We start from the raw sequence: 24,483 nt of genomic DNA, 5'->3' as shown, positions 1-24,483 counted from the left end.
CCGCGCCCCTAGAGTGGTCGCGTGTCAGAGCGTGTCGGAACGTTCGACGGGGTGCACCGTCGAAACCTCTCGAAACTCCTCGGGCTCGTGCACCTCGAAGGGCCGCTCTCCCGGGCGCGACTCACGGCGGCCACGGGCCTCAACCGCTCGACGGTCGCCGCGCTCGCCGGGGAGCTCGTCGACCTCGGACTCGTCGAGGAGCGCGCCCCCGACCCGACGAATCGCGTCGGGCGTCCGTCGCCCGTGATCGCGCCGCATCCGGGCGTCACTGCCATCGCCGTCAATCCCGAGGTCGATGCCGTGACCATCGCGGCGGTCGGCCTCGACGGGCGCATCCCCGTGCGCGAGCGCATCGAGGTCGACCACCTCGTGACTCCCGAGGAGACGGCCCGCCTCGTCGCCGAGGAGCTCGGGCGCTGGCGGACGGGCGCACTGCGTCGCGCGCGGATCGTCGCGGTCGGCCTCGCGGTGCCGGGCCTCGTGCGCGCCTCCGACGGGCTCGTGCGCTTCGCGCCGCACCTGGAGTGGCGGGATGCCCCGCTCCGCACGCTCGTCGAGGCGGCCACGGGCCTGCCGACCGTCGTCGGCAACGACGCGAGCCTCGGCGCGATGGCCGAGCACCTGTTCGGCGCCGGGCGGGGCGTCGACGACATCATCTACCTCAACGGAGGCGCGAGCGGCATCGGCGGCGGACTCATCGTGCACGGCCTCGCCGTCGGCGGTGCCGGCGGCTATGCGGGCGAGTTCGGCCAGAACCGCCCGGGCATCGCCTCCGCCGACGACCGGCGCGTCCCGAGCGGCGTGCTCGAGGACGAGGTCAGCCGGGCCCGCCTGCTCGAGGTCGCCGGCCTCGCCGCCGCGGACGAGCCGACGCTCGCGGCGGCGCTCGCGGCATCCGACTCGCCCGACGTGACGGCCGAGCTGGCGCGGCAGCGTCGCATCCTCTCGACCGCGCTCGCGAATGCCGTGAACGTGCTCAACCCCTCGCTCGTGGTCCTCGGCGGCTTCCTCGCCACCGTCGCCGCCAGCGACCCCGATGCCCTCGCGGTCGCGGTCGCGGAGCAGGCCATGCCCGCGGCGGCAGAGGACCTGGACGTGCGCGTCGCCGCCCTCGGCGAGGACCGCCTCGCGATCGGCGCCGCCGAGCTCGCCTTCCAGGCCCTGCTCGAGGACCCGCTGCAGGTCGCCTGAATCGTCTCATTCCCGCGATCTCCGCTTGCGCGACCGGGGGGTGCCTCCGCTAGACTCGATCACAGTCGAATCGATTCGAGACCACGAAGGTCCCGATCGCCTCACGACGGCGGCCCACGGGTCGCCGTCGTCCTGTTTCCCCGGCGTCCGAGGGCGTGCGCCGCCGCACTCGAGCACGCCCAGGATCCGCATGTCCGCAACCGCCTCCATCCCCATCATCCGGCCCGACGACTACTCGGCCACGACTCACCCCGGCGACCTCCTCAGCCGCCGCCAGCGCCTCGTCTACGTGCTCATCCTCGGCGCGCTCACGGCGCTCGGCCCGTTCACGGTCGACCTCTACCTGCCTGCCTTCCCGGTGCTGCAGGACGAGCTCGGCGTCTCCGCCGCCGCCGTGCAGCTCACCCTCACGGGCACCATGGTCGGCTTCGGGTTCGGCCAGCTCATCGTCGGCCCGTGGAGCGACAAGGTGGGTCGCCGCCTCCCGCTGATCCTCGCCACGGCGCTGCACATCGCGGCATCCGTCGCGGCGGCGCTCGCGCCCGACATCGTGTGGCTCAGCGTGTTCCGCCTGCTGCAGGGCTTCGGCGCGGCCGCGGGCGGCGTGGTCGCCATGGCCATGGTGCGCGACCTGTTCGGCGGCAAGCCGCTCGTGCGCATGCTCTCGCGCCTCGCGCTCGTGAACGGCCTCGCGCCGGTGCTCGCACCCGTCATCGGCTCGCAGCTGCTCGCGGTCATGGACTGGCGCGGCGTGTTCGTGGTCCTCGCGATCTACGGCGCCGTGGTCGTCACCGCGGTGGCGTTCTTCATCGTCGAGACGCTGCCCGAGTCGCGCCGCCACGTGGCCGGCCACTCGACGCTGCGCGACCGCTACGCGGCGCTGTTCCGCGACCGGGTGTACCTCGGCGCCGCGATCATCGGCGGCATGACCTTCACCGGCCTGTTCGGCTACCTCTCGACGTCGTCGTTCCTGTTCCAGGAGCTCTACTCGTTCACCGCCCAGCAGTACGGCCTGCTGTTCGCGGTCAACTCGATCGGCATCATCATCGGCGTGCAGACGAGTTCCCGCCTCATGCGCGGGCCGGTGCAGCCGCAATGGATCCTCGCGATCACCACGATCGTGCAGTTTTCGATGGCCGTCGCGATCATGATGCTCGACTCGTCCGGCGCGGGCTTCTGGGGCACGGCGATCCCGCTGTGGATCTTCATCCTCTCGTGCGGCTTCGCGTTCCCCGCGGTGCAGGTGCTCGCGCTCGCGCACCACGGCGCCGAGGCCGGCACGGCGGCGTCGCTGCTCGGCGCCCTCAACTTCGGGCTCGCGGGCGTGATCTCGCCGCTCATCGGCCTCATGGGCGTCGGCAGCGCCGTGCCCATGGCGTTCGTCATGCTGCTCGCGGCGGTCGTCGCGATCGTCGCGCTCTGGGCCCTCGTGCGGCCGAAGACGGTGCCCCCGCTCAGCGACTGAGCCGAGCGGATGCCGCGTGCCGAGCCCCACGTCAAGGGGGCGGGTCGCGGCATCCGCTCGCACCCCCTGCGGCTAGCGTGGGGGGATGGTGGGACCGAACGAGCCGTCGCCCGACGACGCGGAGTCCGCGGAGTCGCCCGCCGGTGCGAATCCGGCTGAGACGGATGCCGCCGGGGCCGGCCGCGCGGACGCCGCCGACTCCGCGCGGGGTCTCGATCGCGATGCGCCGGGGGCCGCTGCAGGGTTGCTGCCCGCCCAGCGCGAGCGGCGGGCCCGGATCCTCGGCCGCCGAGCGGCGCTCACGAGCGGCATTGCGGCGGTGCTCGCCGCGATGCTCCTCGGCGCGGTCATCATGATCCGCGAGGGCGGCGTGCCCTTCGAGATCGACGAGGAGTGGGCCGAGGAGGTCCTCACGCTCCGAGGCCCGTTCGGCGACACCGTTGCGCTCTTCATGAACTGGCTCGGCGGTGGAATCGTCGGCGTCTTCGTCATCCCGGTCGGCGTCGCGGTCGTGCTGCTCATCATGCGCCGACCCTGGGGCGCGCTCTACTTCATCGTCGCCTCGGCCGCGAGCGCCGGCGTCGTGCAGCTGCTCAAGGAGTGGTTCGGGCGCGCGCGCCCCGAGGACATGCTCGTGACATCCGACTTCGGCTCATTCCCGTCGGGGCATGTGGCGAACGCCGCGACCATCTCCGTGGCGATCGGCGTCATCGTGCCCATCGTCGGCGTGTGGATCGCGGGCGCCGCCTACACCCTGCTGATGGCGCTCACGCGCACCTACCTCGGCGCGCACTGGTTCTCCGACACCGTGGGCGGCCTGCTCGTCGGCGCGGGCGTCGCGCTCGTGCTCTGGGCCGCCTTCGCGGTGCCGCTCGAGCGCGAGCGGCTCGCCTGGATCGCGCGGGTCTCGGAGCGCAACGCCGCACGCGCCCAGGCGCACATCACACCGCCCGAACGCTGAACCCCTGTCGCCATGGTGCTATCCGTGGTAGCATCATCAACGGAAAGGGACCGATCTTGGCGGTCATCGCACCGCCGCGCCGGCCCGACTCCCACGATGCCGAGTTCACCGTCGAGCCGGACCGGGGTGGCGAAACCTTCGTCGAAGCGTTCAACCGCGTCCTCCACCTCACCGGCTTCGACGATCGGCTGCGCCGCGAGTCCTGGGCGCAACGTGAGATGGTCGCGTTCGAGCCGCCGGAGTACGCGGTCTGCACGTCCGGCGAGGACGAGAGCTTCCCCGACCCGTTCGACATGTGGACCGAGCAGCCGGGCATCGGACGGCTGGGCGTGGGGTTCCTCCCGATCCTGCCCAACGGGGTTCCCGAATGCGCGTGAGTGGGATGAACGAAGAAGCGAAGCGGCGCGCTCGACGCCGGCGGCAACGCGTGATGGTCGTCGCGGTCGCCGTATCGGTCACGGTCGCCGGAGTCGCGATCGCCGCCATGTCCGGCGGTGAGCGCGGCTCATCGTCCGCGGCATCCGGCTCCGGCGCCGAGGAGCGAGGCACCATCGGCGCCCCGGGTGCGGGAGCGGTGGAGCCCATCGCGGCGTGGGGGGTGGTGCACGATGGCTGGGTTCGGATCTATGCGGACGGCCGCGTGCTCTGGGAGAACGACACGGGTCGCATCCTCGAGCGCCGACTCACGCGTACGGGCACGGCGCTCGTCCGGTCCGGGGTGCTCACCGGGGCCGACATCGACGATGGTCGGCACGACGTGCTCGCCTCGCGAATCTGGGCGGAAGCGGAGTTCCGACCGTTCTCGCCGACGGTGTACGCCGTCTGCTTCTGGGTCCAACTGGAGGAGACGGGTTACCACATCCCCGCCACGGCGGTCGTCGACGAGCTCCCTCGGGCTGCGCAGACGCTCGTGCGCGGCACGGAGCGGCATTTCGAGGCGAGGTGGGGGCACTTCCCATCCCAGCGCGATCCGGGAGCCGAATGCTTCAGGCTGAGCCCCGCCACCCTCGAAGCCTTCCAGGCGTCCCTCGACTCGGACGATCGGCGGTCGTGGGACGTCGAGGGCGACCCCCCGACGCCGGAGCCACGCATCTTTCCGGAAGTCAGTCCCGTGATGCCCGACGGAACGCTCATGTACTGGGGCGGCTGACGATCGGAACGCCATCGCCGTTGGGATCGCCGCGTCGCCCAGCCAGCGGCTTACAACGTTGTAGACTGCCCACGAACGAGGAGGGCCGCATGGCATCGACGCTGCACGACGTGGCGCGACTGGCGGGGGTGTCGATCAAGACGGTCTCGAACGTCATCAACGACTACCCCCACATCCGGCCTGCCACGCGCGCGAAGGTCGAGCAGGCCATCGGCGAGCTCGGGTACACGCCGAACCTGACGGCACGCAGCCTGCGTTCGGGCCGCACGGGCGCGATCGCCCTCGCCGTGCCCGAGCTCTCGCTCAGTTACTTCGCCGAGCTCGCCGCCGCGGTCATCGAGGCGGCCGAGGAGGCCGGCCTCGTCGTACTCGTCGAGCAGACCGGCGGCGACCGCGACCGCGAGCTCGACCTGCTGCGGAGCCCTCGCCTGAAGCTCACCGACGGCCTGATCTTCAGCCCGCTCGGGATGGGCCAGGAGGACGTCGACCGTCTCGACGTGCCCTACCCGCTCGTCGTGCTCGGCGAGCGCATCTTCGACGGCCCCGCCGACCACGTGACGATGCGCAACGTCGATGCCGCGCGCGCCGCGACGGAGTACCTCATCGCGTCGGGGAGGCGCCGGATCGCGCTCGTCGGCGCCCACGAGGGCGAGGTCATCGGCTCGGCCGGGCTCCGACTCCGGGGCTACCGCGAGGCGCTCGACGCGGCGGGGATCCCGTTCGATCCGAGCATCATCGGCCACACCACGCTGTGGCATCGCGCCAATGGCGCCCGCAGCATGCGGGAGCTGCTCGACGCCGGCGCCGAGTTCGATGCGGTGTTCGGCCTGAACGACACGCTCGCCCTCGGCGCGATGCGCGTGCTGCAGGAGGCCGGCCGTCGTGTCCCCGAGGATGTCGCCGTCATGGGGTTCGACGACCTCGACGAGGCGCGGTACTCCATCCCGTCCCTCACTACCGTCGACCCCGGCCAGCCGTGGATCGCGCGGACGGCCGTGCGCACGCTCATCGAGCGGATCGAGCATCCCGACGACTCGGGCGAGCCGCGCCGGCTCCTCGCCGATTTCCGCATCGCCGAGCGTGAGTCCGCGCCGAGCGCCGCAGCCGCGAGCTGACGGACGTCGCATTCCCGCCGGCATCGACCCACCCATGATCTCGGGCTGCAGGTCGCGATCGTGCGATCCGGGTGACTCGATGAGCGCCGGAGGTCGGTAACCGTACGACCCGGAATCGGCCGTCGACGAAACCCGACGTATGCTCGGACAGCGATTTCCCGAGGCATCCGTCGCAGTTCGCGACACGGACTTGACAGCATCGACCGCAGCGGTCACCATGTCTCTACAACGTTTACTTTACAACGTTGTACAACCTCGGACCTCGACGCGGAGCCCCCTCTCCGCTGCGGCTCGAGCCCATCGCCCAGAGACAACGGTGTCCAACACCGCGAGAGGAAGCACACAGCATGAAGTCGAAGCTCCTGGCCGCGTCCGGCGTCGTCGCCGTCGCCGCGGCCGCCCTCACCGGCTGCTCCACCGGCGCCTCCGAGGAGGCCTGCACCAACAAGATCGTGAACGCGGATGCCACGCAGGTCAGCGTGTGGGCCTGGTATCCCGCGTTCGAGGAGGTCGTCGACCTCTTCAACGAGAACCACGACGACGTCCAGATCTGCTGGACGAACGCCGGCCAGGGCAACGACGAGTACACGAAGTTCTCGACCGCCCTCGAGTCGGGCTCGGGTGCGCCCGACGTGATCATGCTCGAGTCCGAGGTGCTCTCGAGCTTCTCGATCCGCGACGGCCTCGTCGACCTCACCGAGTACGGCGCCGACGAGGTGAAGGACGACTACACCGAGGGTGCGTGGAAGGACGTCTCGAGCGGCGACGCGGTCTACGCGATCCCCGTCGACGGCGGCCCCATGGGCATGCTCTACCGCAAGGACATCCTCGACCGGTACGGCATCCCCGTGCCCACCACCTGGGACGAATTCGCCGCCGCCGCGCAAGCGCTGAAGGATGCGGGCGCCCCGGGCGTCCTCGCCGACTTCCCGACCAACGGCCGCGCCTACAACCAGGCGCTCTTCGCCCAGGCCGGCTCGGTGCCGTTCGAGTACGACAGCGCCGAGCCGACCGACATCGCGATCGACGTGAACGACGACGGCTCCAAGCGCGTCCTCGCGTACTGGGACGACCTGGTGAAGAAGGGCCTCGTCGCAACCGACGACGCGTTCACCGCCGACTACAACACCAAGCTCGTCGACGGCTCCTACGCCATCTACGTCGCCGCGGCCTGGGGCCCCGGCTACCTCTCGGGCCTCGCCGATGCCGACAGCGACGCCGTCTGGCAGGCCGCGCCGGTGCCGCAGTGGGATCCGGCCGACCCCGTGCAGATCAACTGGGGCGGCTCGACCTTCGCCGTGACCAGCCAGGCGAAGGACAAGGAGGCGGCCGCGACGGTCGCCAAGGAGGTCTTCGGCACCGAGGAGGCGTGGAAGATCGGCATCGAGGAGGCCGCGCTCTTCCCCCTGTGGAAGCCCATCCTCGAGTCGGACTACTTCCGCGACCTGGAGTACCCGTTCTTCGGCGGCCAGCAGATCAACAAGGACGTCTTCCTCGAGGCGGCGGCCGGCTACACCGGCTTCACCTTCAGCCCGTTCCAGAACTACGCGTACGACCAGCTCACCGAGCAGCTCTACGCGATGGTGCAGGGCGAGAAGAGCTCCGACCAGGCGCTCGACGACCTGCAGGCCTCGCTCGAGCAGTACGCGACCGAGCAGGGCTTCACCCTCCAGTGACCGAACGGCGGGCCGGGCGTGAGCGCCCGGCCCGCCATCCCGTCGCACCCTCCCTCCGGAAGGCAGCACCATGACCACCACCATCTCCGCCGAGCGCGCGACGTCGGCGTCGCCCGCGGCGGCCGGCCCGCGCCGCCGCGGGCCCAGCCTCGAACGGCGCCGCCAGCGCGTCGGGTGGCTCTTCGTCACCCCGTTCCTCGTGATCTTCGCGCTCTTCCTCGTCTTCCCGCTCGTCTACGCGTTCGGGATGAGCCTGTTCACGTCCACCCTCGCGACCGGGACCCAGTTCACCGGCATCGCCAACTACGTCAAGGCGTTCACCGACCCGCTCTTCCTCGAGGGCCTCCTCCGGGTCGCCGCCTACGCGCTCGTCATGATCCCGATCCAGCTCATCGTGGCGCTGGCCGCCGCGCTCGTGCTCGACACGCTCGCCACGAAGCTCTCGCAGCTCTCGCGACTGCTCATCTTCGCGCCGTACGCGATCCCGGTCGTGATCGGCGCGCTCATGTGGAGCTTCCTCTACAGCCCGCGCTTCGGCCCGGCCGGCACGCTGTTCGACGTCGTCGGCCTGTCGACGCCCGAGTTCCTCGCTGCGGACACGATCTTCGGCAGCCTCGTGAACATCGTCACGTGGCAGTGGTCGGGCTACTACATGGTCGTGATCTACGCCGCGCTGCGGTCGATCGACCCGTCGGTGTACGAGGCCGCCCGCATCGACGGCGCGAACGGCTGGCAGACCGCGCTGCGCATCAAGGTCCCCATGATCTCGTCGTCGATGGTCATGGTGATCACCTTCGCGCTCATCGGCACGCTGCAGTTCTTCACGGAGCCGACCGTGCTCCGCAACATCGCGCAGGGCGCCATCGACGCGGCCTACACGCCGAACATGTATGCCTACGCGCTCGCGTTCTCGTACAGCCAGTTCAACTACGCGTCGACCATCGCGTTCTCGCTCGGCGTGCTGGTGTTCGCCGGCTCCTACCTGTTCCTCTTCCTCACCCGCAAGCAGAGCGGACTCAAGTGATGACGATCGCAAGCCAGACCACCCGACCGCGCACCGACGCGCGCACGACCGTGACCGGCGTGCCGGCCCGCGAGGACCGCGGCGCCGGCCGCTCCCGTCGCACCGGCGGGCGCCGCATCGGATCCCACGTGTTCCTCGTGATCCTCGCGATCTACTTCGTGATCCCGATCTGGTGGCTCTTCGTCGCCGCGACGAAGAGCACCGCGGGCCTGTTCTCGAGCCCCGCCTTCTGGTTCGAGGACCCGATCAACCTCTTCTCGAACATCGCCGGGCTGTTCACACACCAGGGCGGCATCTACTGGCGCTGGCTGCTGAACTCGTTCCTCTACGCGTTCGCGGCCGGCATCGGCGCCACGATCCTGTCGATCCTCGCGGGGTACGGCTTCGCCAAGTACCGCTTCCGCGGGCGCGGCGTCGTGTTCGGCGTCATCCTCGGCTCGATCATGGTGCCGCTCACCGCCCTCGTCATCCCGACGTTCATGCTGCTCAGCCAGTACGGGCTCATCAACACCCCGTGGGCCGTGATCCTCCCGTCGCTGCTGAGCCCGTTCGGCGTCTACCTCATGCGCGTCTACACGCAGGATGCCGTTCCCGACGAGATGCTCGAGGCCGCCCGTATCGACGGCGCTGGGGAGTGGCGCACCTTCTTCCAGGTCGCCCTGCCGCTCCTGAAGCCCGCGATCGTCACCGTGCTGCTGCTCTCGGTCGTCGGCACGTGGAACAACTTCTTCCTCCCGCTCGCGGTGCTCACCGACCCGCAGCTGCTGCCCGTCACCGTCGGCCTGAACCGCTGGACGGCGCTCTCGAACGCCGGTGCCGGCGGCGAGCAGGTCTGGAACCTCATCACCTCTGGCGCGTTCATCTCGGTCGTGCCGCTCATCCTGTCCTTCCTGTTCCTGCAGCGGTACTGGCAGGGCGGGCTGGCGATCGGCAGCGTGAAGTAGCCGGCAGCCACGAACGACGACCATCGGATGCCGCGGCTGCGCGGCATCCGATCGAAGCCCACGCACCTCGAAACAGAAAGCACCGCACATGCCCATCGCACGCCTGACCATCGATCCGCACTTCACGATCGGGCGCGTCCAGCGTCGCCTCTTCGGCGGCTTCGTCGAGCACCTCGGACGGCACGTCTACGACGGCATCCACGAGCCCGGCCACGAGTCGGCCGACGCCGACGGGTTCCGCGCCGACGTCGTCGAGCTCGTGAAGGAGCTCGGCGTCTCCACGATCCGCTACCCGGGCGGCAACTTCGTCTCGGGGTTCCGCTGGGAGGACTCGGTCGGGCCGCGCGAGCAGCGCCCGCGTCGCCTCGACCTCGCGTGGCACTCGACCGAGACCAACGAGGTCGGCCTGCACGAGTTCTCCGACTGGCTCGAGAAGGTCGGCAGCGATCTCATGCTCGCGGTGAACCTCGGCACCCGCGGCACGCTCGAGGCGCTCGACCTGCTCGAGTACGCGAACATCGCAGGCGGCACGGCGCTGTCGGAGCAGCGCATCGCGAACGGCCGCACCGACGCGTTCGGCGTGAAGATGTGGTGCCTCGGCAACGAGATGGACGGCCCGTGGCAGCTCGGCCACCGCTCGGCCGACGACTACGGCAAGCTCGCGTCGCGCACCGCCAAGGCGATGCGCCAGCTCGACCCGTCGGTGGAGCTCGTCGTCTGCGGCTCGTCGAGCGCGCACATGCCCACGTTCGGCGAGTGGGAGCGCGTGGTGCTCACCCACACGTACGACGACGTCGACTACATCTCGTGCCACGCCTACTACGAGGAGAAGGACGGCGACCTCGGCTCGTTCCTCGCCTCGGCGGTCGACATGGACGGCTTCATCGACACGGTCGTCGCGACGGCCGACCACGTGAAGGCGGTGCTCGGCAGCGACAAGACCGTGAACATCTCGTTCGACGAGTGGAACGTCTGGTACCTCTCGCGCTTCCAGGACGTCGACAAGGTCGAGGGCCTCGACAACTGGCCCGTCGCGCCGCGCCTGCTCGAGGACGTCTACTCGGTCGCCGACGCGGTCGTGTTCGGCAACCTGCTGATCTCGCTCATCCGGCACGCGGACCGCGTGACGAGCGCCTCGCTCGCGCAGCTCGTCAACGTCATCGCGCCGATCATGACCGAGCCGGGCGGCCCCGCCTGGCGCCAGACCACCTTCTTCCCGTTCTCGATCACCTCCCGCCTCGCGCAGGGCGACGCGCTCGAGCTGAAGCTCGACGCACCCACGTACGAGACGGCGCAGTACGGCGAGGTCTCGCTCGTCGACGCGGTGGCGACCCACGATCCGGAGGCCGGCCGTTCGGCGGTGTTCCTCGTGAACCGCAGCCAGGACGAGGCCGTCACCCTCACGGTGGACGTCGCCTCGCTCGGCGACGTGTCGGTGCTCGAGTCGCACACCCTCGCCGACGACGACGTGTACGCGAAGAACACGCTCGAGGACCGCGAGCGGGTGGCGCCGCGTGCGAACGACAGCGTGCGGATCGAGGGCGGCGAGCTCACGATCACGCTGCCGCCCGTGTCCTGGACGGCGCTCTCGCTCGGCTGACCCCCTTCCCCCTCCCGCGCGCTCGGAGGAAGCTGGTTCATACCGGTGCCATCGGAGGGACGGGACCATGGCGGTCGACACGCGCGATCGCGTGCGGCGACGCCGCACGACGGTCGTCGGCGTGTCCGCGGCCATCGCGATCGCCGCGGTGGTCGCGATCACGGCCGTGGGCGGTCGTGCCGGGGCATCCGGGGACCTGCGGTCGGACCGCGATCCATCGGATGCCCCGCCCGGCGCCGCGGCCGAACAGGGCCCGGTCGGAATCGTCGACGCGTGGGCGGCATTCCACCAGGGCTGGGTCCTGGTCTACGCCGACGGTCGCGTGCTCCGGTACGCCGACTCGGGCGCGACGCTGTACGGCGAGCGGACGCGCGACCTGCTCCTCGAGCGGCGGCTCTCGGCCGACGGGCTGGCGCGCCTCAGGACGGGAGAGCTCTCCGCGGCCGACTTCGGCGTGGTCCTGCCCGCGCTGATGCCCGACGACGTGTGGGCGGACCCGGCCTTCCGGCCCTTCGTGCCGTCGGCGTATGCCGCCTGCGCCTGGGAGGGCGGCGACGGACCGCGCGGGTGGATGAACGTGGCGGGCGTGCTCGACGACCTGCCCGGCGCCGCGCAGTCCATCCTGCGCGGCACGCAGCGCGAGTTCGCGGGGTACGCGTTCGACGCCTTCCAGGTGCCGCACGAGCTGCTCGGTCCGGTCACGTGCTTCGGGGTGTCGCCCGAGGCCGCGGAAGTCGTCGTCGGCATGAGCGAGCACCCGTCCGACCGCTACCGCGCCGAGGGCGACCTCCTCACGTTCCCGTCGCGCCACGGCGAGCCGATCTCGCTGGTCATCCTCCCGGTGATGCCGCACGGCCAGTTCGTGATCTGGGGCGGCTGAGGCCGCGGCATCCGGCTACGACGCGCGCGCGGCCGCGGCCTCGACCTGCTGCAGCACGCGCGCGGCGACGCTCACCGCGATCGCGGCGGGCTCCTTCGACCGGATGCCCTCGATGCCGATGGGCGTCGACACGCGCGCGAGGTCGTCATCGGCGAACCCGGCCTCGCGCAGCTGCGTCGTGAACCTCGCCCATTTCGAGCGCGAGCCGATGAGCCCGATCGAGCCGAGCCCGGGCGCGCGCAGTGCGGACTCCACGATCGCGAGGTCCTCGACGTGGTCGTGCGTCATGACGAGCACGTGCGCGCCCGGCGGCAGCTCGGCGAGGGCCGACTCGGGTACGGGCAGGTGGTGCACCCGCACGGTCGCGACGGCGTCGGCGAGCACGCCCGTCGAGCCGGGGACGCCGAGGCGCTCGGCCGTGAGCATCTCGGCGCGCGAGTCGACGAGGTCGAGCTCGATCCGCTGCCGGGCGAGGATGCGGGCGAGCTCCAGCCCGACATGCCCCATGCCGAAGATCGCGACCGCCGGCACGACCGGCACGGGTTCCAGCAGCATGGTGACCTCTCCTCCGCAGCACTGCACGCCGTACTCCGTCGTCGCCTTGTCGCTGAGCGTCAGCGTCAGCAGCTCGGGCTCCGCGGCGCCCTCGGCGAGCAGCTCGCGGGCGCGCCGGACCGCCGTGGCCTCGAGGTTGCCGCCGCCGACCGTGCCGTACTGCGCGGTCGGCGCGACGATCATCTTCGCGCCGCCGTTCCGCGGCGCGTGCCCGCGCACCATCGCGAGCGTCACGATGACGGCGGGTCGCCGGGCGGCGCGGAGGTGCTGGAGCGCGTCCACCCAGTCCACGGCCGGCCGCCTCAGGATTCCGACGACAGGAAGCGGCTCCTGACGGCGGCGCCGACGGATGCCGCGGCATCCGTGCGCGTCGCGGCATCCGTCGACGCTGCGCTCGAGCCGACAGCCGGCTCGGCGCCCGACTCGGCCGCGCCGTCCGCTTCGGCCGCCGCCTGCGCCGCGAGGATCGCCCGATACGTCGCCTCCGCCGTCGACGGCGCTCCGAGGTCGATCGAGCAGCCCACCGGCCCGAACGCCGCGACGGCCTCCCGGATCGCCTCGCGCACGCTGAACGCGAGCATGAGCGGCGGCTCGCCGACGGCCTTCGAGCCGTAGACCACGCCGTCCTCCGCGGCATCCTCGAGCAGGCGCACGTTGAACTCCTCGGGCATCTCCGAGAAGCTCGGCAGCTTGTAGGTGCTCGCCGACTGGGTGAGCAGCCGCCCGCGACCGGGGCCGTCGGTCTCGTCCCAGCGCAGCTCCTCGAGCGTCAGCCAGCCGGCGCCCTGCACGAACGCGCCCTCGACCTGGCCCAGGTCGATGAGGGGTGAGAGCGAGTCGCCGACGTCGTGCAGGATGTCGACCCGCAGCATCCGCGAGGCGCCCGTGAACCCGTCGACCTCGACCTCGGTGGCCGCGGCGCCGTAGGCGAAGTACTTGAACGGCTCGCCCTGCATCCGCTCGGTGTCCCAGTGCAGGCCGGCCGTGCGGTAGAAGCCCGACGCCCACAGCTGCACGCGCTGGTGGTAGGCGGCCTGCACGACCTCGGCGAACGTGAACGAGGGACCTGATGCTCCGAGCCCCGAGACCCGGCCGTCGCCGAAGCGCACGTCGCGTGCGTCGACCTCGAGCATCCGCCCGGCGACCGCCGCGAGGCGCTCGCGGATCTGCTCGCACGCGTGCTTCACCGCGCCGCCGTTGAGGTCGGCGCCCGATGATGCCGCCGTGGCCGACGTGTTCGGCACCTTGTCGGTGCGCGTCGGGGCGAGCCGCACCGACTCGAGCCGCACGCCGAGCGCCGTCGCCGCGACCTGGAGCATCTTCGTGTGCAGGCCCTGGCCCATCTCGGTGCCACCGTGGTTCACGAGCACCGAGCCGTCCTTGTACACGTGCACGAGCGCGCCGGCCTGGTTGTAGGCCGTCAGGGTGAACGATATGCCGAACTTCACTGGCGTGATCGCGAGGCCGCGCTTCACGTCCTCGTGCTCGGCGTTGAAGGCCGCGATGCGGGCGCGGCGCGCGTCGAAGTCGCTCGATGTGCGCAGGTCGTCCCAGATCGCCCGCAGCCGCTCGGCGTGGCGCACGGGCTGGCCGTAGGGCGTCGTCTGGTCGGGCACGTAGAGGTTTCGCTCGCGGAGGGTTGCGGCATCCAGGCCGAGGAGCGGCGCCACCCGGCCGAGGATGTCCTCGATGACGAACATGCCCTGCGGGCCGCCGAAGCCGCGGAACGCGGTCTGCGAGGTCTTGTTGGTCTTCGCGATGCGTCCCTGTGCGACGAAGTGCGGGATCCAGTACGCGTTGTCGACGTGGCAGAGCGCACGGCCCATGACGGGCTCGGACAGGTCGAGGCTCCAGCCGCCGTCGGCGGTGAGCGTCGTCGCGAGCGCGATGATGCGGCCGTCGTCGTCGAACCCGGCCGTCCAGGTCGCGTGGAACGGATGCCGCTTGCCGGTCATCGTGAGGTCCTGCGTGCGGTTGAGGCGCAGGCGCACCGGGCGTCCCGTGAGCGTCGCGCCGAGCGCCGCCACAGCGGCGAGGCCGTGCGGCTGCATCTCCTTGCCGCCGAAGCCGCCGCCCATGCGCAGGCACTCCACGGTGACGCGGTTCGACGGCAGGCCGAGCACGTGCGCCACGATCTCCTGCGTCTCCGACGGGTGCTGGGTGCTCGACTCGATGAACACCTGCCCCTCGGAGTCGATGCGGGCGAGCGCGGCGTGCGTCTCGAGGTAGAAGTGCTCCTGGCCGCCGACGACGCTGACGCCCTGGAACACGTGCGGCGCCGTCGCGAGGGCGTCCTCGGGGTCGCCGCGGCGGATCGTGCGCGGGATGCCCTGGAAGGAGTCCGCGTCGATCGCGTCCTGGATCGTGACGAGCGAGGGGAGCGGTTCGTACGCGACCTGCACCGCCTCGGCACCCGCACGGGCGGCGTCGGCGGTCTCGGCGAGCACCCATGCGAGGGCGTGCCCGTGGTACATCGCCTCGCTCGGGAAGAGCGGCTCGTCGTGCTTCACACCCGCGTCGTTCACCCCGGGGACGTCGTCGGCGGTGAGCACGCGCACGACGCCCGGCACCTCCAGTGCCGGTGCGACGTCGAGCGTCACGACCGCGTGCGTGTGCGCGGACTGCACGGGCCACGCGGTGAGCACGTGCGCCGTCGAGGGAGCGAGGTCGTCGGTGTACACGGCGGCGCCCGTCGCGTGCTGCACGGCGCTCTCGTGCGGCGTGGCCGTGCCGACCACCGGGTCGCGGGGGCGCGAGGCGAGATCGGTCATGCGGGCACCCCCTCGAGCGGCGTCGAGCGGTGCAGCTTCAGCAGCGCGGTGCCGAGCATCAGCGAGCGGTACTCGGCGCTCGCACGGTGATCCGACATGGGCGTGCCCTCGGTCGCGAGCACGGATGCCGCGTCGCGCACGGTCTCGCGATCCCACGTCCGTCCGGCGAGCGCGGCCTCCGTGGCGCGAGCGCGGATCGGGGTCGCCGCGACCCCGCCGAGCCCGATGCGCGCCGAGGCGACGACGCCGTCGTCGAGGTCGATCGCGAACGCGACCGCCACGCTCGAGATGTCGTCGAAGCGCCGCTTCGAGATCTTGTGGAACGACGCGAGGCCGGCGAGCGGCAGCGGGACGCGCACCGACCGGATGAGCTCGTCGGGGCGCCGCGCGGTCGTGCGGTAGCCCGTGAAGAAGTCGGCGAGGTCGACCTCGCGCTCGCCGTCGGCCGAGACGAGCACGACGCGCGCCTCGAGGGCGAGCAATGCGGGCGAGGTGTCGCCGATAGGGGAGGCCGTGCCGAGGTTGCCGCCGATCGTGGCGCGGTTGCGGATGAGCGGGGACGCGAACAGCGGGAACAGCTCGTCGAGCAGCGGGATCCGCCCGTCGAGGCGGTGCTGCACCTCCGAGAGCGAGAGCGCCGCGCCGAGCTCGATGCTCGCGTCGCCGACCTCGAACGTGCGCAGCTCGGGCAGGCGCTCGATCGCGATCGTGAGCGGTGCGCGGCGACCGCGCAGGTTCACGTCGACGCCCCAGTCCGTCGTGCCGGCGGCGAGCACCGCGTCGGGCTCGTCGCGGAGGAGCTCCAGCGCCTCGTCGAGCGACGCGGGGCGGACGAACCGCTCCCCGTCGTCGCCGAGGCGCGTCGCGACGGCCCCTGGCGCGGGCCGGTCGCGCCGCTCGGCGAGCGGGTCGCCCGACTCGGGGTCGCTGAGCGCGAACGCCGCGTCGCGGATCGGGCGGTACCCGGTGCACCGGCACAGGTTGCCCGCCAGCGCGTGCAGGTCGAAGCCGTTCGGACCGTGGTGCGCGTCGGTGCGGCCGTCGACGGTGTCGGCCGCGTCGGCGGCATCCGCTTCGCCCGCCCGTCGACCGAGGCGGTAGAACTCGCCCGCCATGCTGCACGCGAAGCCGGGGGTGCAGTACCCGCACTGCGAGCCGCCCGCCTCGGCGAGGCGCTCCTGCACCTCGTGGGGCTGCTCGGGCGTGCCGAGACCCTCGGCCGTGACGACCTCCTGCCCGTCGAGTGCGACCGCCGGCACCAGGCAGGCGTTCACGGCGGTCCAGTCCGTGCCCCCGTCGTCTCGCGGCGTCGCGAGCAGCACGGCGCACGCGCCGCACTCGCCCTCGGCGCAGCCCTCCTTGCAGCCCGTGAGGCCGATCCCGCGCAGCCAGTCGAGCGCGGAGGTGTGCGCGGACACGCCGACCATCGGGCGCTGCCGCCCGTTGACCGTCACGCCGATGTGATCCATGGTCGTCTCCTCGGTTTCGGAGTCTACGCCGCCGGGTTCCCGGCGATCCGGTTACGCCGCGATCGCATCTGCGACAAGATGAGGCTGAGCGTGTGGAGCATCATCCCGCAGCAACCCCGGAAGGGAGCGGCCGCCGAATGACCATCGAGATCGCCAGCGCCACCGACGTCGCGGGCGGCGACGAGATCCTCACCGACGACGCCCTCGCGTTCGTCGAGGAGCTGCATCACCGGTTCGACGGGCGCCGTCGCGAGCTGCTCGCCGCGCGCCGCGCCCGCCGCGAGCGGATCGCCGCGGGGGAGCCGCTCGACTTCCTCCCCGAGACGCGCGACGTGCGCGAGGGCGACTGGCGGGTGCCGCCGCCGCCCCCGGCGCTCACCGACCGCCGGGTCGAGATCACGGGCCCCGCGTCGCCGCCGAAGATGGCCATCAACGCCCTGAACTCGGGCGCCCGCGTGTGGTTGGCCGACCTGGAGGATGCCTCGAGCCCGACCTGGTTCAACGTCGTCGGCAGCGTGCGCAACCTCCGCGACGCCGCACGCGGCACGCTCGCCTGGACCTCGCCCGAGGGCAAGGCGTACGCGCTGCGCGACGACGTCCGCCGTCCGACCGTCGTGACGCGTCCCCGCGGCTGGCACCTGCCCGAGAAGCACGTGCTCGTCGACGGCGAGCGCGCGTCGGGGTCGCTCGTGGACTTCGGCCTGCACGTCTTCCACACCGCGCAACTGCTCATCGACGGAGGACACGGCCCGTACTACTACCTGCCCAAGCTCGAGAGCCACCTCGAGGCGCGGCTCTGGAACGACGTGTTCACGTACGCCGAGGAGCGGCTCGGCATCCCGTACGGCACGATCCGCGCGACCGTGCTCATCGAGACGATCCCGGCGGCGTTCGAGATGGACGAGATCCTCTCCGAGCTGCGCGACCACGCGTCGGGCCTCAACGCCGGCCGCTGGGACTACCTGTTCAGCATCATCAAGGTGTTCCGCGACGCGGGACCCGAGTTCATCGTGCCCGACCGGGCATCCGTGTCGATGACCGCGCCGTTCATGCGCGCCTACACCGAGCTGCTCGTGAAGACCTGCCACCGCCGTGGGGCGGTCGCGATGGGCGGCATGGCGGCGTTCGTGCCGAACCGCGCCGACCCCGAGGCCACGGCCACGGCCTTCGAGAAGGTGCGCGCCGACAAGACCCGCGAGGCGAACGACGGGTTCGACGGATCGTGGGTCGCGCACCCCGACCTCGTGCCGGTGTGCCGCGAGGTCTTCGACGGCGTGCTCGGCGACCGGCCGAACCAGCTCGACCGGCAGCGGCCCGAGGTGGACGTGTCGGCGGCGGAGCTCCTCGACGTCGCCTCGACGGGCGGCACCGTCACCGAGGCCGGCCTGCGCACGAACCTCTCGGTGGGCGTGGCCTATACGGCCGTGTGGCTGTCGGGCAACGGCGCGGTCGCGCTGCACAGCCTGATGGAGGATGCTGCGACGGCCGAGATCTCGCGCTCGCAGGTGTGGCAGCACCTGCGCCACGACGTCGTGCTCGCCGACACCGGCCGCACGCTGACGCCCGAGCTCGTGCGCGAGGTGCTCGACGAGGAGGTGGCGGCCCTGCGCGCCGACGTGCCGCCCGATCGCTTCGCGGCCTACTACGAGCCCGCCGCGCGCCTCGTGGCCGACCTCGTGCTCGCCGACGACTACGTCGACTTCCTCACGCTGCCGGCCTACGAGCTCCTGGAGTGAGCGTGCGCACCGCCCTGTCGCCCGTGGTGCACGCCGCGATCGAAGCCCGCCTGGTCTCGACCGATCGGCTGCTCGCAAGCGTGTATCCGGGCGACGACGGCTCGCGGCAGCCGGTGCACACGGTGTACGTGCCGGGCGACCGCTACACGCCCGAGCTCCCGGTCGAGTGGGGTCGGGCGGCGCAGGAGACGCTCGCGTCGGCGGGCGGCGCAGCGGCGCTCGGACTCGACGTGGGCCTCGCCCCCGACCTCGCGGCCCAGGTCGCGCCGCTCGTCGACCGCAAGCTCGGACGCGAGCCCATCGAGGACCTGCGCATCGACTTCGAGGACGGCTACGGCGATCGCGGCGATGACGTGGAGGACGCGGACGCGGTCCGCGCGGCGAAGCGGGTCGCCGCCGCCACCGGTGCGCACTTCGCGCCGCCGTTCATCGGCATCCGGTTCAAGTCCTTCGAGGCGCCGACGCGGGCGCGCGGCATCCGCACGCTCGACCTGTTCGTGACCGCCCTCGTCGACCAGGGCGGGCTGCCCGACGGCCTCCGGCTCACGCTGCCGAAGGTCTCGACGGTCGCGCAGGTCCAGGCGATGGCCGAGGCCGTCGCCGGGCTCGAGCACGTGCATGGCCTGCCCGAGGGGCGCCTCCGGTTCGAGGTGCAGGTCGAGACGCCCCAGCTCGTGCTCGGCGCCGACGGCGTGGTGCCTGTCGCGCGCCTCGCGCTCGCTGCGCCCGGCCGCATCGCCGGACTGCACTATGGCACGTACGACTACAGCGCCGCGGTCGGCATCGCCGCGCCGTACCAGTCGCTCGAACACCCCGCGGCCGACCATGCCAAGTCGGTGATGCAGGTCGCGGTGGCGGGAACCGGCATCCGCCTGTCCGACGGTTCGACCAACATCCTGCCCGTCGGCGACCGCGCGCCCGAGGCGTGGCGGCTGCACGCCCGGCTCGTGCGCCGAGCGCTCGAGCGGGGCTTCTCGCAGGGCTGGGACCTGCATCCGGCGCAGCTGCCGACCCGGTTCCTCGCGACCTACGCGTACTACCGCGAGGGCTACCCCGAGGTGTCCGCGCGCCTGCGGCACGTGCGCGACCGCACGACCGGCGCGGTGCTCGACGAGCCCGCGACGGTGCGCGCGCTCGCGGGCTTCGTGCGCCGCGGCGTGCAGAGCGGCGCGATCACCCCGGCCGAGGTCGCCGCCGACACCGGGCTGGACGCGAAGGCGCTCGCCGAGTGGGCGAGCCCGAGGCCGACGACGACGTGAGCGGATGCCGCGACGCGCGGCCGACGGACGAGGAGGTCCCATGAGCTACTACACCCCGCAGGGCGGGCTGCCCGCCCAGACGGAGCTGCTGACCGATCGCGCCATCGTGACCGAGGCGTACACCGTGATCCCGAAGGGCGTGCTGCGCGACATCGTGACGAGCAGGCTGCCCGGCTTCACCCGCACGCGGTCGTGGATCATCGCGCGGCCGATCGCGGGATTCGCGACGACCTTCGCCCAGCTCATCGTCGAGATCGAGCCGGGCGGCGGCGCCGAGCACCCCGAGGTCGAGCCCGGGGTCGAGGGGGTCGTGTTCGTCACGTCCGGCGCGCTGACCCTCGACGTCGACGGCGAACGCGACGTGCTCGGCCCGGGCGGGTACGCCTACCTCGCCGCCGGTGCGCCCTGGTCGATCGCGAACGAGGGCGACGCGCCCACGTCGTTCCACTGGATCCGCAAGGCCTACGAGCCCGCCGAGGGCATCCCCGCGCCGACGTCGTTCGTCACGAGCGACGCCGACGTCGAGCCGGAGCCGATGCCCGACACCCGGGGCGCCTGGGCGACGACGCGGTTCGTCGACCCCGACGACCTCGCGCACGACATGCACGTGAACATCGTGACGTTCCAACCGGGCGGGTCGATCCCGTTCGCCGAGACGCACGTCATGGAGCACGGGCTCTTCGTGCTCGAGGGCAAGGGCGTGTACCGGCTCAACGGCGACTGGGTCGAGGTCGAGGCGGGCGACTTCATGTGGCTGCGGGCGTTCTGCCCGCAGGCCTGCTACGCCGGCGGCCCGGGCCCGTTCCGCTACCTGCTGTACAAGGACGTGAACCGCCAGGTGCGACTCACGGGGCCCGACCATCGGAGTGCGAGCCGGTGGGGGTGAACGAGCGGATGCCCCACGCCGACGTCGCGCCGCCCGGACGCGCCGCGGCATCCGACGCCTTCGACCTCGTGCTCGCGGGCGACCGGGTGCTCGTCGACGGCGCGTTCGCGCCAGCCGAGGTCGGCGTGCGCGACGGGCTCGTGGCGCGGATCGCCGAGGCCGGCGCGGGCCTCGCCGGCGCCCGCCACGTGCGGCTCGCCGACGACGAGGTGCTCATCCCCGGGCTCGTCGACACGCACGTGCACGTGAACGAGCCCGGGCGCACCGAGTGGGAGGGGTTCGCGTCGGCGACGCGCGCGGCCGCGGCGGGCGGGATCACCACGATCGTCGACATGCCGCTCAACAGCATCCCGCCGACGACCTCGGTCGACGCGCTCGTGGTGAAGCGCGCCGCCGCCGAGGGGCGAGTGTTCGTCGACGTCGGGTTCTGGGGCGGGCTCGTCCCCGGCAACGTGGGCGACCTGCTGCCGCTCGTCGGCGAGGGCGTGTTCGGGTTCAAGTGCTTCCTCGTCGACTCGGGCGTCGCGGAGTTCCCGCCCGTGTCGGCCGACGAGATGGAGCGGGCGATGGCCGTGCTCGCCGAGGCCGGCTCGCTGCTCATCGTGCACGCCGAGGACGCCGCGATCATCGACGAGGCGCCGCACGAGCACGGCGCCGACTACGCCGACTTCCTCGCGTCGCGGCCCCGCGCCGCCGAGCACGCCGCGATCGCCGCGGTCATCGAGGCAGCCCGCCGCACGGGCGCCGACGCGCACATCCTGCACCTCAGCTCGGCCGACGCGCTCGGGCCGATCGCATGGGCGAAGCACGACGGCGTGCGCATCACCGCCGAGACGTGCCCGCACTACCTCGTGCTCGCCGCCGAGGACGTGGCGCCGGGTGCGACGGCGTTCAAGTGCTGCCCGCCCATCCGCGAGGGGTCGAACCGCGACGCGCTCTGGCGCGGGCTCGAGGAGGGCGTGATCGACCTCGTCGTCTCCGACCACTCGCCGGCGCCCGCGGCCCTGAAGCTCGCCGGGGACGGCGACTTCGCCGAGGCGTGGGGCGGCATCGCGTCGTTGCAGCTCGGCCTGCCGATCGTCTGGACCGAGGCGCGGCGCCGCGGCATCCGTCTGGAGCAGGTCGTCGAGTGGATGTCCACGGCGCCCGCACGCCGGGTGGGGCTCTCGTCGAAGGGTGCGATCGAGGTCGGCCGCGCCGCCGACCTCGCGGTGGTCGCGCCCGACGCGGTCTTCACGGTGGATGCCGCGGCGCTGGAGCACCGGCATCCGATCTCGCCCTACGACGGACGAGAGCTCGTCGGCGTCGTGCGGGCGACGTACCTCGCGGGCGAGCCCGTCGATCGCGAGGTGCCGCGCGGACGCCTGCTGCAGCGGGCAGATCGGAGGGTGGCGGCGATGTCGCTCGACGCGTTCAACGAGGCCGATCGCGAGGCGGCGATCGCCATGCTGCGACCATGCCTCGACATCGACCGGTGGTGCGAACAGGTCGCCGATGCACGGCCCTACGGCTCGGTCGACGAGCTCGTCGCGTGGGCCGAGACGGCCGCCTCGCCGTTCACGCCCGCCGAGGTCGAGGGTGCGCTCGCGCACCATCCGCGCATCGGCGAGCGCCCAACGGGTGCGAGCGCCGAGGCCGCCATGTCGCGTTCGGAGCAGTCGGGCGTCGACCCGGCCGACGCCGAGGTGGCCGCCGGGCTCGCCGCGGGCAACCGCGCCTACGAGGAGCGGTTCGGGCGCGTGTTCCTCATCCGAGCGGCAGGGCGGTCGTCGCGCGAGATCCTCGACGCCCTCACCGAGCGGCTCGGGCACACGCCCGAGGAGGAGGATCCCGTCGTCGCCGACCAGCTCCGCCAGATCGCCGTCCTCCGATTGAAGGGACTCGTCGCATGAGCGCCTCCGCACCCGTGTCGCGCATCACCACCCACGTCCTCGACGCCACGCGCGGCCGACCCGCCGAGGGCGTCGCCGTCGAGCTGCTCGCGTTCGACGGCGTCTCGTGGCGGTCGGTCGACACCGCCGCGACCGACGCCGACGGCCGGGTGACCCGGATCGGCCCCGACGAGCTGCCGGCCGGCGACTACCGGCTGCGGTTCGAGACCGGTGCCTGGTTCGCCGAGCACGGCGTCGAGACGTTCTACCCCGAGGTGGTGCTCACGTTCACGGTCGCCGACGACGGCCGCCACGTGCACGCGCCGCTCCTCCTGAGCCCGTTCGCCTATTCGACCTATCGAGGGAGCTGACCATGTCCGAGCCCGCCATCGTCCTCGGCGTCAACCAGTACGGCAAGGCCGAGGTGCGCGTCGTCAAGGTCACACGCGACACCCCGCGCCACGAGATCGACGACCTCAACGTGACCTCGCAGCTGCGCGGCGACTTCGCCGCGGCACACCTCGAGGGCGACAACGCGCACGTCGTCGCGACCGACACCCAGAAGAACACGATCTTCGCGTTCGCGCGCGACGGGATCGGCTCGCCCGAGGCGTTCCTGCTGCGCCTCGCCGACCACTTCACGGGCTCGTTCGACTGGGTGACCGGCGGACGCTGGGAGGCCGAGCGATACGCCTGGCAGCGCATCGTCGCGCAGGGCGCCGAGCACGACCACGCCTTCGTCCGCAGCGGTCAGGAGGTGCGCACGGCCGTGGTGGTCGCCGACGGCGACGAGCGGCACGTCATCGCGGGCCTCAAGGACCTCACGGTGCTGAAGACCACCGCCTCGGGCTTCGAGGGGTACCCGAAGGACCGGTACACGACCCTGCCCGAGACCCGCGACCGCATCCTCGCCACCGACGTCGCCGCGCGCTGGCGCTACGCCACCGTCGGCGTCGACTACGACGCGCTCTACGCGAGCGTGCGTGCGCTCCTCCTCGAGGCGTTCGCCGAGCGCTACTCCGCCGCACTCCAGGCCACGCTCTTCGACATGGGCCGCCGCGTGCTCGAGGAGCACCCCGAGATCGCCGAGATCCGCTTCTCGATGCCGAACAACCACCACTTCGTCGTCGACCTCTCGCCCTTCGGGCTCGACAACCCCAACGAGGTCTTCTACGCCGCCGACCGCCCCTACGGCCTCATCGAGGCCTCCGTCGAGCGCGAGGGCGTTCCGAGCCCGGCCGCGGCCTGGGCGGGCATCGCGGGCTTCTGCTGACGGATGCCGCGTGCCCGCCGCATCCGCCCGGCCGACGTCGGATGCCCCGTGCTCGCGGCATCCGTCGGGCCGACGTCGGCGCGACCCTGGACCCCCCTGCCTCCCACGCCGATCTCGCCACACACTGCGGATGCAGGAAGAACCCGCCGTTCGGCGGCGTGTCGTGCGGTGACACGCCGCACGTCCCCGACTTCCTCCTGCATTCCGGTCGGGCGACCTGTCCTCCCGGGCAACGGATGCCGCGTGCCAGCCGCATCCGATCGTCGCCGGCTTCCCCGGATTCCGCCGCGCGTTTCCGCACCGTCGTCGCGGATGCAGGAAGAACCCGCCGTTCGGCGGCGTGTCGTGCGGTGACACGCCGCACGTCCCCGACATCTTCCTGCATTCCGGTCGCGCGACCTGTCCTCCCGAGCACGGATGCCGCGACTCGCGTCCACCGGAACGTCGGTCCGACCGAAACGCGGTGGAACGACGCAGCACGATGTCGGGATGCCGCAGCTCCTCCCCGAACTCGCCCGGCTCGGTCACGTGGCCCGCGTGCGAACGCTCCGTGCGCGAGGTCTGTCCGAGCGCGTGATCCGTACCGCGATCGCAGCGGGCGTCGTGGCGCGACCTCGGCACGGGTGGGTCGCATCAGCGTCCGCCGACCAGGATCAA

Annotated in this window: 20 protein-coding genes and 1 pseudogene; 18 read left to right on the top strand and 3 right to left on the bottom strand. The window is 72.0% G+C overall.

Annotation, left to right across the window (positions count from 1 at the left end; translation table 11 throughout):
• The first annotated feature begins 21 nt into the window (after positions 1-21).
• The 11 genes from FYC51_RS02770 (at position 22) to FYC51_RS02720 (ending at position 12,006) form a co-directional block, all read left to right on the top strand.
• A complete protein-coding gene (locus tag FYC51_RS02770; protein ID WP_148732151.1) occupies positions 22-1,191 on the top strand; it encodes an ROK family transcriptional regulator in 1,170 nt (389 codons plus the stop codon).
• A 190-nt stretch (positions 1,192-1,381) separates the two neighbouring features.
• Positions 1,382-2,656 (top strand): multidrug effflux MFS transporter, encoded by a 1,275-nt coding sequence (locus tag FYC51_RS02765; protein WP_148732150.1) that lies wholly within the window; start codon positions 1,382-1,384, stop codon positions 2,654-2,656.
• An 85-nt stretch (positions 2,657-2,741) separates the two neighbouring features.
• Complete coding sequence (locus FYC51_RS02760) at positions 2,742-3,617, top strand: phosphatase PAP2 family protein (RefSeq protein ID WP_238476181.1); 876 nt, start codon at positions 2,742-2,744, stop codon at positions 3,615-3,617.
• Between the two features lie 56 nt (positions 3,618-3,673).
• Positions 3,674-3,994, top strand: coding sequence for a hypothetical protein (locus FYC51_RS02755; protein WP_148732149.1), 321 nt, complete (start codon positions 3,674-3,676; stop codon positions 3,992-3,994).
• A 5-nt stretch (positions 3,995-3,999) separates the two neighbouring features.
• Positions 4,000-4,767 (top strand): hypothetical protein, encoded by a 768-nt coding sequence (locus tag FYC51_RS02750; protein ID WP_148732148.1) that lies wholly within the window; start codon positions 4,000-4,002, stop codon positions 4,765-4,767.
• An 89-nt stretch (positions 4,768-4,856) separates the two neighbouring features.
• Positions 4,857-5,882, top strand: a complete 1,026-nt coding sequence (locus FYC51_RS02745; RefSeq protein WP_148732147.1) for a LacI family DNA-binding transcriptional regulator — start codon at positions 4,857-4,859, stop codon at positions 5,880-5,882.
• A 347-nt stretch (positions 5,883-6,229) separates the two neighbouring features.
• A complete protein-coding gene (locus FYC51_RS02740) occupies positions 6,230-7,558 on the top strand; it encodes an ABC transporter substrate-binding protein (RefSeq protein WP_148732146.1) in 1,329 nt (442 codons plus the stop codon).
• Positions 7,559-7,628: 70 nt separating this feature from the next.
• Positions 7,629-8,582 carry a carbohydrate ABC transporter permease gene (locus FYC51_RS02735; protein WP_148732145.1) on the top strand — a complete coding sequence of 318 codons (954 nt, stop codon included), beginning with the start codon at positions 7,629-7,631 and terminating at the stop codon, positions 8,580-8,582.
• Positions 8,582-9,526 carry a carbohydrate ABC transporter permease gene (locus FYC51_RS02730; RefSeq protein ID WP_148732144.1) on the top strand — a complete coding sequence of 315 codons (945 nt, stop codon included), beginning with the start codon at positions 8,582-8,584 and terminating at the stop codon, positions 9,524-9,526. Before FYC51_RS02735 ends, FYC51_RS02730 begins: the two co-directional genes overlap by 1 nt.
• Positions 9,527-9,614: 88 nt before the next feature.
• Positions 9,615-11,126 carry an arabinosylfuranosidase ArfA gene (arfA, locus tag FYC51_RS02725; RefSeq protein ID WP_148732143.1) on the top strand — a complete coding sequence of 504 codons (1,512 nt, stop codon included), beginning with the start codon at positions 9,615-9,617 and terminating at the stop codon, positions 11,124-11,126.
• 67 nt (positions 11,127-11,193) lie between these two features.
• Complete coding sequence (locus FYC51_RS02720) at positions 11,194-12,006, top strand: hypothetical protein (RefSeq protein WP_148732142.1); 813 nt, start codon at positions 11,194-11,196, stop codon at positions 12,004-12,006.
• A gap of 15 nt (positions 12,007-12,021) precedes the next feature.
• On the opposite strand, the gene xdhC is transcribed toward FYC51_RS02720, so the two are convergent.
• Genes xdhC through FYC51_RS02705 form a run of 3 tightly spaced genes read right to left on the bottom strand, consistent with a single transcriptional unit; the run spans position 12,022 to position 16,801 of the window.
• Positions 12,022-12,852 carry a xanthine dehydrogenase accessory protein XdhC gene (gene xdhC / locus FYC51_RS02715; RefSeq protein ID WP_148732141.1) on the bottom strand — a complete coding sequence of 277 codons (831 nt, stop codon included), beginning with the start codon at positions 12,850-12,852 and terminating at the stop codon, positions 12,022-12,024.
• Positions 12,853-12,863: 11 nt separating this feature from the next.
• The gene (gene xdhB / locus FYC51_RS02710; protein ID WP_148732140.1) at positions 12,864-15,332 is read right to left on the bottom strand and encodes a xanthine dehydrogenase molybdopterin binding subunit; all 2,469 of its coding nucleotides are present in this window, start codon (positions 15,330-15,332) and stop codon (positions 12,864-12,866) included.
• Positions 15,329-16,801: a xanthine dehydrogenase small subunit gene (locus FYC51_RS02705; protein ID WP_148732139.1), complete on the bottom strand. Its 1,473-nt coding sequence runs from the start codon at positions 16,799-16,801 to the stop codon at positions 15,329-15,331. The genes xdhB and FYC51_RS02705 overlap by 4 nt, the downstream gene beginning before the upstream one ends.
• Before the next feature lie 137 nt (positions 16,802-16,938).
• Here FYC51_RS02705 and aceB point away from each other — a divergent pair, with 137 nt between their 5' ends.
• From aceB to pucL, 7 genes and pseudogenes are all read left to right on the top strand, one after another.
• A complete protein-coding gene (gene aceB / locus FYC51_RS02700; RefSeq protein WP_148732138.1) occupies positions 16,939-18,537 on the top strand; it encodes a malate synthase A in 1,599 nt (532 codons plus the stop codon).
• Between the two features lie 2 nt (positions 18,538-18,539).
• The gene (locus FYC51_RS02695; protein WP_420797240.1) at positions 18,540-19,796 is read left to right on the top strand and encodes a DUF6986 family protein; all 1,257 of its coding nucleotides are present in this window, start codon (positions 18,540-18,542) and stop codon (positions 19,794-19,796) included.
• A 40-nt stretch (positions 19,797-19,836) separates the two neighbouring features.
• The gene (locus FYC51_RS02690) at positions 19,837-20,682 is read left to right on the top strand and encodes a bifunctional allantoicase/(S)-ureidoglycine aminohydrolase (protein ID WP_148732137.1); all 846 of its coding nucleotides are present in this window, start codon (positions 19,837-19,839) and stop codon (positions 20,680-20,682) included.
• Positions 20,683-20,690: 8 nt separating this feature from the next.
• Positions 20,691-22,058 (top strand): annotated as a pseudogene (gene allB / locus FYC51_RS02685) (allantoinase AllB); the annotation flags it as partial.
• Between the two features lie 21 nt (positions 22,059-22,079).
• Positions 22,080-22,574: a 2-oxo-4-hydroxy-4-carboxy-5-ureidoimidazoline decarboxylase gene (uraD, locus tag FYC51_RS19400; protein ID WP_222863253.1), complete on the top strand. Its 495-nt coding sequence runs from the start codon at positions 22,080-22,082 to the stop codon at positions 22,572-22,574.
• Positions 22,571-22,924: a hydroxyisourate hydrolase gene (uraH, locus tag FYC51_RS02680; RefSeq protein ID WP_148732135.1), complete on the top strand. Its 354-nt coding sequence runs from the start codon at positions 22,571-22,573 to the stop codon at positions 22,922-22,924. The genes uraD and uraH overlap by 4 nt, the downstream gene beginning before the upstream one ends.
• Before the next feature lie 2 nt (positions 22,925-22,926).
• Complete coding sequence (gene pucL / locus FYC51_RS02675; RefSeq protein WP_148732134.1) at positions 22,927-23,826, top strand: factor-independent urate hydroxylase; 900 nt, start codon at positions 22,927-22,929, stop codon at positions 23,824-23,826.
• The last annotated feature ends 657 nt before the right edge of the window (positions 23,827-24,483 follow it).

Origin of the sequence: Agromyces mariniharenae (genome assembly GCF_008122505.1) — a bacterium.
GTDB lineage: Bacteria > Actinomycetota > Actinomycetes > Actinomycetales > Microbacteriaceae > Agromyces > Agromyces mariniharenae.
Note: the sequence above shows the minus strand (reverse complement) of the source record. Positions and strands in the feature narration are given on the sequence as shown.

Coding starts and splice junctions, on each gene's coding strand:
- uraH (WP_148732135.1), top strand. CDS start 22,571: ATGAGCGCCTCCGCACCCGTGTCGCGCATCACCACCCACGTCCTCGAC.
- FYC51_RS02765 (WP_148732150.1), top strand. CDS start 1,382: ATGTCCGCAACCGCCTCCATCCCCATCATCCGGCCCGACGACTACTCG.
- FYC51_RS02690 (WP_148732137.1), top strand. CDS start 19,837: ATGAGCTACTACACCCCGCAGGGCGGGCTGCCCGCCCAGACGGAGCTG.
- FYC51_RS02730 (WP_148732144.1), top strand. CDS start 8,582: ATGACGATCGCAAGCCAGACCACCCGACCGCGCACCGACGCGCGCACG.
- FYC51_RS02735 (WP_148732145.1), top strand. CDS start 7,629: ATGACCACCACCATCTCCGCCGAGCGCGCGACGTCGGCGTCGCCCGCG.
- FYC51_RS02720 (WP_148732142.1), top strand. CDS start 11,194: ATGGCGGTCGACACGCGCGATCGCGTGCGGCGACGCCGCACGACGGTC.
- FYC51_RS02740 (WP_148732146.1), top strand. CDS start 6,230: ATGAAGTCGAAGCTCCTGGCCGCGTCCGGCGTCGTCGCCGTCGCCGCG.
- FYC51_RS02750 (WP_148732148.1), top strand. CDS start 4,000: ATGAACGAAGAAGCGAAGCGGCGCGCTCGACGCCGGCGGCAACGCGTG.
- FYC51_RS02760 (WP_238476181.1), top strand. CDS start 2,742: ATGGTGGGACCGAACGAGCCGTCGCCCGACGACGCGGAGTCCGCGGAG.
- FYC51_RS02705 (WP_148732139.1), bottom strand. CDS start 16,801: ATGGATCACATCGGCGTGACGGTCAACGGGCGGCAGCGCCCGATGGTC.
- xdhB (WP_148732140.1), bottom strand. CDS start 15,332: ATGACCGATCTCGCCTCGCGCCCCCGCGACCCGGTGGTCGGCACGGCC.
- pucL (WP_148732134.1), top strand. CDS start 22,927: ATGTCCGAGCCCGCCATCGTCCTCGGCGTCAACCAGTACGGCAAGGCC.
- arfA (WP_148732143.1), top strand. CDS start 9,615: ATGCCCATCGCACGCCTGACCATCGATCCGCACTTCACGATCGGGCGC.
- uraD (WP_222863253.1), top strand. CDS start 22,080: ATGTCGCTCGACGCGTTCAACGAGGCCGATCGCGAGGCGGCGATCGCC.
- aceB (WP_148732138.1), top strand. CDS start 16,939: ATGACCATCGAGATCGCCAGCGCCACCGACGTCGCGGGCGGCGACGAG.
- FYC51_RS02745 (WP_148732147.1), top strand. CDS start 4,857: ATGGCATCGACGCTGCACGACGTGGCGCGACTGGCGGGGGTGTCGATC.